The following is a 7,380-nucleotide window of genomic DNA, read 5'->3' as shown; positions in this document are numbered from 1 at the left end:
CTTTCCCTTTTTTGATCCAACCTGATATAATTTCATTGTGGCAGCTCCTTTCGTTTTTGTTTTTCCCAAACAATAGTTTATCAAACTACCGTCTGGACTGCCACCTTCAATTTCTACGAAATTCGGGACTTACTCAATATCGTTCAAGATCCATAGAAAATGTTATAATGGAAATTGTTCTATTAAAATTTTGCTTAGGCGATAAGCTAAAGAAGCTAAGTATTTTGGATGATACATTTACTATAGTACCCGAAAGAGTTATAAACTTTGTGAGATTGCTTAAAAAGTACCAAATTGATATACCTTGGAGATGTGCATCCAGAATTGATATCTTGAATGAAGAGTTTTTGGATGTTATTAAATCTGGCGGTTGTACTGAAATATTATATGGAATAGAAAGCGGTTGTCAGGAAGTTTTAGACAAAATAAAAAAACAAATTGATCTGGAATCCGCAAAAACAGTTATTATGAATACTTATAAAAAAGGCATCATACCAATATTATCCTTTATTTTGGGCCATTATTGTGATACAAAAGATAGTATGGAAGAAACTTTAAATTTTGTAAAGGAAGCATACACAAACTATAAGGCTGAGATAGCTATCTTTTATAATACCCCATACCCTGGCACCTGGCAGTATATTAATAAAGATAGGCTAGGGATACGAATTATTGCAGACAAATATAGTTTATATACATGCATGGTTCCAATCATTGAAACTGATAACTTCTCATCAAATGACTTAAGAGAATTCTATTTAAAGTGCATTAAATACAGTGGAAGATCTTTAAACCTAGAGATGAGCAAAAAAAATTCTCTTGGCGTATAAAAACTCGTTTTTTTATTTTTCAAGTTGTAAAAATTATTTTATTGGTTTATCATATTAATTGTTTGCACTATTAATATAATAAATCAATATAGACAAATAGTTTTAGAGTACTTTGGATTATATTCTAAAATTATTTATAAGGAGATAATAGAATGAGTCTTGGCACTGCCTTGTGTAAAAAAATAAATAAGCTTTTTCCATTACCTGTACACCCTTTCAACCTTCAAAATCAGGGCGTTAAAACCTATTCCCAATGGCAATACGAAAAGGGCATGGAAACCATAAAGTTTTACCTGGAAAAAGTGAGCACTGAAGAAATGTTTAAGGACAAGGTTGTTTTGGATATCGGATGCGGTGCTGCAGGTAAAACCCTTTATTACGCTTCGCTGGGAGCCCAAAAGGTTTACGGAATAGATGTTGTACCCAGGTATGAAAATGATGCCTATTCCCTTGCCAAAGAAAAAGGCCTTGAAGACCGTTTCTCTTTTGTCCTTGGTGATGCTTCAAACATGGATTTTGAAGACAACTCCTTTGATGCAATAATAGTTAATGATGCAATGGAGCACGTATCTGAGCCGCTTAAAGTTTTGAACGAGTGTCATCGTGTGCTTAAAAAAGGCGGGCGTATATACCTCAATTTCCCACCTTATCACCACCCCTTCGGAGCCCATCTAAGCGATGCCATAGGCTTTCCCTGGGTTCACCTGTTTTTTAGCCAGGCTACCCTCATAGAAGTCTACAAGGACTTGGTAAAAGACCTTCCTGATGGAAAAGAGCGTATTGATTTCCGCATTTCAAAGGATGAAAAGGGCAGAGAATATTTTTCCTATATAAATAAAATGACCATAAAGAGGTTTAACAAAATTCTAGCAAGGACAAGCTTTAATGTTCCTTACTACAGAGAGGTACCCTTAAGAAGTATTCTAAAACTCCCGGCAAAGCTGCCCTTATTTAAAGAATGCTTTGTAAAAATGGTTGTCTGTATTCTTGAGAAAAAATAATGCAGTTATACTACTCAAACATACAGACCATTAATTACTCAAACGGAACAGCATTCTTAGGATACCTTCGTAATCTGACAGTCAATTGATGGAAAGATCCTAAACATAAAATAGAATAGACAGCCGAAGACATAAAAAGGAAGCCGCTGTAAAACTGAGTCTATAGTTTTGCAGCGGCTTCCTTTTTATGTCTAGTCATTCCTTAATAAAATTACTTTTTACCGGATTTTATTACGATAACAAATTTTTATGTATAATCATATAATGTCTTTAGACGGCTAATAACGAAGCACTTCAACAGTATGTCAACATAATACTTAAAGCCTTCTGTAAATGTCAGGAACCAAAATAAAAGGTTACTTGAGTTATTAATCTGGTATGAACATTCTTTAGTAATGTACACACTAATTATTGGACTGGGAGTTGGTAATAATGACTTTGACAATTATATTGCTTGCCGTTTCCCTAAGCACTGATGCATTAGGTGTAGGAACAGTGTATGGTTTGAGACGGATACGAATTCCTTTAACCTCAAAGCTATTTATATGTTTTTTTTCAATTGTCTACTCAGCTATAGCACAAGCCTTAGGAAAAACTTTAGGCAACATTCTCACAAAGGATTTATCAAGCCTTATAGGAGTAGGAATATTATTCTTTATGGGTATCTGGGTTATCCTTCAAGCAATTTTAGGAAAAAATGAAGCACCAGCTAAGAAGAAACTCTCAAAAACAGGTACACTATTAGAAATCGCCATAAAGTCTTTGGGGATTACAATACAAATCATAAGAAATCCAATAGAAGTAGATCTTGACAAATCTGGGACTATAGACTTGCGCGAATCAATTTTACTTGGTTTTGCATTGTCTTTAGATGCTATAGGTGTAGGAATCGCAAGTGCCCTTGCAGGATATCAGTCAATCCTTATTCCCTTTGTTGTCGGTCTCTTCCAATTGATTTTTTTATACACAGGATTGTTCGTAGGCAACAGGATAACATCGTACGGCCGGGGCAATAAAAAGGTTATATCGATAATTCCCGGTATATTGCTGATCATGTTGGGACTTTCAAGACTTATATGACAAATATACATACTTTCCCAAAGGAGGGTGTGAACAAATCGCGAAAATGATTTTGTTCACATCCCGGCCAAATATTTTTCATAAATCAAAACAGACACCTAAATTAGTAATAACAGCTAATTTCAGGTGTCTGTTCATTTTATGTAAGTTTACTTGCCCAAAACCCTTATTTTATCGACATATGGATCGGCAGTTCCCTGCAGCTGGCACTTCTCTGCTTTTAAAAGCTTAATATAATCAACTATGTCTTTGGAAATTCTCTCTCCCATACATACAACAGGTATACCTGGGGGATAAGCCATTACCATCTCCCCTGCAATTTCTCCTACAGAGTCCTCCAGATCCACTACCTTTTTATCTGAATAGAAAGCATCCCTGGGCGAGACTATCATCTGAGGATTATGAGGAAGCATTGTCGCCACTCTATATTCCCTAACACCTTGTTTTAAAGCAATATCTTTTAATGCATTAATAAGAGCGTCCAGATCTTCTTTTCTGTGACCAAGGCTGATTATGCATAATATATTATATAGGTCGGACATTTCTACTTGAATCTTGTATTCTTTTCTAAGCTTTTTCTCTAACTGGTATCCCGTCAATCCTAAGCCCATTACATTGATTCCAAGTTTGGTTTCATCAAAGTCAAAGCACCCTGGTGTTCCAACAAGCTCTTTTCCAAATGCATATAAACCATCAATATTATTTATTTCATCTCTAGCCCATCTTGCCAATTTCAAGGCTTCTTCCAAAAGCTCACTTCCGTTTGTAGCAAGCTGCTTTCTTGCAATGTCTAATGAAGTCATAAGCACATAGGATGAGCTGGTTGTGTGAGTCAGATTCAGTATTTGTTTAACCCTGCCCGGTGCTATAATATTGCTCCGTAAAAGCAGAACAGAGCTCTGAGTCATTGAGCCTGCGGTCTTATGCATACTGGCAGCACTCATGTCGGCTCCAACTTCCATTGCAGTCAGGGGAAAATCATCATGAAAGGACATATGTGCTCCATGGGCTTCATCTACAATCACTGCCATACTGTGCCTGTGAGCTATTCTGGTAATTGATTTTATATCTGATGCAACTCCATAATAAGTTGGGTTTATTATAAAAACTGCCTTCGCATGGGGATTATCCTTTATTGTTTTTTTCAAGCTTTCCTCCGTTATCCCCATTGCAATGCCAAGCCTCTCATTAATCTCAGGTTGTATATATATGGGCATTGCACCGCTTAGAATTATTCCTCCAATTGTTGATTTATGTGCATTCCTTGGCAGTATTATTTTGTCACCAGGCTCACAGGCGCTCATAATCATAGCCTGAACCCCTGCGGTTGTTCCATTTACCAGAAAATATCCGTTTTGTGCACCGAATGCATTGGCCATTAATCTTTCTGCATCATAAATCACTCCTGTTGGGTTGTTGGCAAAATCAAGCTCCTCCATTCCATTTGCGTCCATCTGAAGAACGTGTTCCCCGACGTAGTCACAAAACTCCTTTATCCCACGTCCTTGCTTATGCCCCGGTACATGAAACTGAACAACATTATCATCGATATATTTTTTTATAGCATCAAATATTGGTGTTTTATTTTGGTTTAAGCCTATCAAACCTCATCCCCTCCAAACAGGCATTATGTTTACTATGAATAAGACATAATACGGACAACAAACAACATTAAAATTAATTATTTTATTCACCAGTAACCTTAGTTAAATACGATATTTCCTGTATTAGTATATTAAAAAAGAATTATGATGGCTACATATTGTAGAAATTTTCTGTTAATCAAAGCTAGATTGTTATCACAAGAAATTTTGACAAATAAAAAAGTGATTGTACTGCAGGCAACATAAGTATTATAAACTCATTATTGCAGCATAATCACTCTTTATTTGAAGTTCCGATAGTCAAATTATAAGTACTATTAATTCAGGACTAGAGGAGTTATTTCAGGGTAGCTGGTTGACACCGCATTAAAATGCCTTGCAATAATTACTGCATCAGCAAAATTTACCGCATTGTCGGAATTCAAATCACACTCTGCCATATACTTCTCGTCTTGCGATGTTGAGTTGAACACCTTTGCAAGGAGAATCAAATCGGCCATATTTATTGTATTATCCTGAACACCATTTGACGGAATATCTCCTGACCATAATAAAACCGGAGTGGATTCAGTGCCTAACGATACATTACCGCTTACCGCTATATTGGCAATCTGCCTTTCCAAAAAACCCTTCCTGGTTATTTTTACAGAGTATGTTCCTGTAGGCATATCGGCAATACTAAAATAACCATTACTGTCGGTAACAGTAGATTTATCGTTTAATCCAATCAACTCAACCTTAAATCCTCCCTTAATCAAAGCCGCCAAGTCAGTTGAATAATTAAAATCAGGTGATATATATCCCGACAACTGATATGTTTTTACAGGTGTAGGCGTAGCGGTAGGCTTTTGTGTTGATGTTGGTGTTGATGTCGGTGTTGATGTCGGTGTTGATGTTGGTGTAGGCCTTATGGTAGAAGTCGGCGTTGAAGTTGGGGTAATTGTTGGGGTGGGTTTTAGCGTAGGTGTAGCCGTAATAACCTGTGTTGGCAGTGGGGTTACGTTATCTGCCTTGCTGCTCAAAACAAATGTCATACTGTCTCCTATTGCACTTATGTTGGAGATGTTAAACCCTGAGCCTGTCCCATCCCACCATTTGGAACTTGGAACAGTAGTATCACTAAACTTGTCATTGAAACCGGCACGGAAAAAGTCACCTGTATCTCCACTGTTAACATTTTTCTCCATATCAAACTTTCCATCTGCCTGCTCTATTGATGTTATGTAATGCTTCAAAGCTGTCATATCCTGATAATTGTTGTTTCCCCTCCTGTCGATATGCCATATTACAAGGCCTTCTCCTGGAAACCTGGTCCAATCCCCTTTTTTTCTTATGTTTTCTATTATAAACATTTCATTATTATTTTTTGGATTTATGTAGCCCATCACATCTCTTGTACCTGCAGGTACAGTCACAACAGATCCGTCAGGAAGGCCGTTCAGCCATTTTATGTTATAAAATTTACTTATGACACATCTCCCATAAGGGTTTGCAAAATTGTTAAAATTCCCAATAACCTTTGAATCTCCATCATAGTCATAATAATCAGGCCATTTGAGAATCATGTGTTCGCATTCATGATTTATGGTAGAGGTTTGAGGTCTTGTTCCGATGTTTGAAAACTGGTGGCTGTTTACCCTAACACCATTGCTGAATGTATAATTAAACCCTCCTGAATGAGGCCAAAGTCCATTGGCCCATCCTGCATCCGCAGTTCCCGCATAAAGCAGCGTAAACGCCATTATTGATTTGTCTGCATTCAGCGTAAGCCCATTAGTAGTAAAATTTGGATTATTGTTAAGCCAAGCCAGGGTTTCTTTCATCAATTCAGTAGATCCTGCGTATCCGGTACCGCTGTCATAATGGCTCTTTTCATATTTTGCTGTATAAAAGCCAATTAACCTGTTTGTAAATTCCAGCTTTTGTCCCGATATATTATAAAAATAATCATAAACAGAACCTGAACCGGACTTGTTAAATAGCTGTTCAATCGCATCTGCCGTAACAGCACTTTTAACATCAGGGAAATCAACCAGTACCACTATCCCGCTTACCTTTGACGGTGTGGCAGTAGCTATAACTGGAACACCTGATGGCATAGGCGTGGGTGATGCCGCCAGTATCTCTTCTTCCATGGGTGCATTTAACTGGATTTCCTTATGCTTTTCCTTAACACGCTTCAATACAATACTTTTATCCTCAGACAGGCCTTTCTTAATCCCTATGGATTTGGCCGAATCATCGCTTAGGGTTGTCCCCTTGTAGATCTGGCTTGTTGCCACCAAATTGCCACTCCCATCCAATTTTGCATAACAGATGTTTCCTTTATTATTTCTAATCAATGTGTAGCCGTCCATGCTTTCGACCCTCTGGTAGTATTCATCTCCAAAAACCCTGACTGCTACTTTTGTTCCATCTGGCTGCCTGAATTTAAATTCCTCCCCGCTCATGGGATGAGCTGACAAAGATACACCTAAAAATAATGTCATCACCAATGCACCCACGATGCTTACGAATAGCTTCTGAATTCGGTTTTTCATTTCAATTCCTCCTACACCCAAAAATGTTCTAAAAGTGGTTATATGCACTTTTAAAATAAATAAAGACAAAAGATATAAGACATGAATAAAGAAAATTTTTCTATAATAGTATTATTACATATTTTTCTTAAACTTTCAGCCCTCAAAAAAGAAATTTTCTGCGACATTATGCAAATACTAAATTGGAGCTTGTCCTAGCTTCCGTAGAATTTCGGTAGCTTAGTTTTACGTGGTTTTTCTCATCCTACAGATTGTTTGCTATAATCTTCCACCTTTGAAATATTATTAATAAGGATTGGAAGTAGTTTATATCCTTTAATACGAT

At 37.0% G+C, this 7,380-nt stretch carries 5 protein-coding genes; 3 read left to right on the top strand and 2 right to left on the bottom strand.

What is annotated here, in order from left to right; all coding sequences use genetic code 11:
• The 3 genes from VIO64_RS03665 to ytaF form a co-directional block, all read left to right on the top strand.
• Positions 1-830: radical SAM protein (locus VIO64_RS03665; RefSeq protein WP_331915265.1), on the top strand; the 830-nt coding region annotated here is incomplete at its 5' end.
• Positions 831-982: 152 nt separating this feature from the next.
• On the top strand, positions 983-1,831 hold the full coding sequence (locus VIO64_RS03660; protein WP_331915263.1) for a class I SAM-dependent methyltransferase: 849 nt from the start codon (positions 983-985) through the stop codon (positions 1,829-1,831).
• Positions 1,832-2,263: 432 nt separating this feature from the next.
• Positions 2,264-2,911, top strand: coding sequence for a sporulation membrane protein YtaF (ytaF, locus tag VIO64_RS03655; RefSeq protein ID WP_331915261.1), 648 nt, complete (start codon positions 2,264-2,266; stop codon positions 2,909-2,911).
• A 149-nt stretch (positions 2,912-3,060) separates the two neighbouring features.
• Here the strand turns inward: ytaF and VIO64_RS03650 are convergent, their stop codons facing one another.
• Both VIO64_RS03650 and VIO64_RS03645 read right to left on the bottom strand, forming a co-directional pair.
• On the bottom strand, positions 3,061-4,515 hold the full coding sequence (locus VIO64_RS03650; protein ID WP_331915259.1) for an aminotransferase class I/II-fold pyridoxal phosphate-dependent enzyme: 1,455 nt from the start codon (positions 4,513-4,515) through the stop codon (positions 3,061-3,063).
• Between the two features lie 317 nt (positions 4,516-4,832).
• Positions 4,833-7,055, bottom strand: coding sequence for a carboxypeptidase regulatory-like domain-containing protein (locus tag VIO64_RS03645; protein ID WP_331915257.1), 2,223 nt, complete (start codon positions 7,053-7,055; stop codon positions 4,833-4,835).
• Positions 7,056-7,380: the final 325 nt, after the last annotated feature.

Origin of the sequence: Pseudobacteroides sp., assembly GCF_036567765.1 — a bacterium.
Taxonomy (GTDB): Bacteria; Bacillota; Clostridia; order Acetivibrionales; family DSM-2933; genus Pseudobacteroides.
The sequence above is the reverse complement of the archived record's forward strand: the minus strand, read 5'-3'. Positions and strand labels throughout refer to the sequence as shown.

Excerpts from the sequence above, each read along its gene's own strand:
- VIO64_RS03660 (WP_331915263.1), top strand. The coding sequence starts at position 983 with ATGAGTCTTGGCACTGCCTTGTGTAAAAAAATAAATAAGCTTTTTCCA.
- ytaF (WP_331915261.1), top strand. The coding sequence starts at position 2,264 with ATGACTTTGACAATTATATTGCTTGCCGTTTCCCTAAGCACTGATGCA.
- VIO64_RS03645 (WP_331915257.1), bottom strand. The coding sequence starts at position 7,055 with ATGAAAAACCGAATTCAGAAGCTATTCGTAAGCATCGTGGGTGCATTG.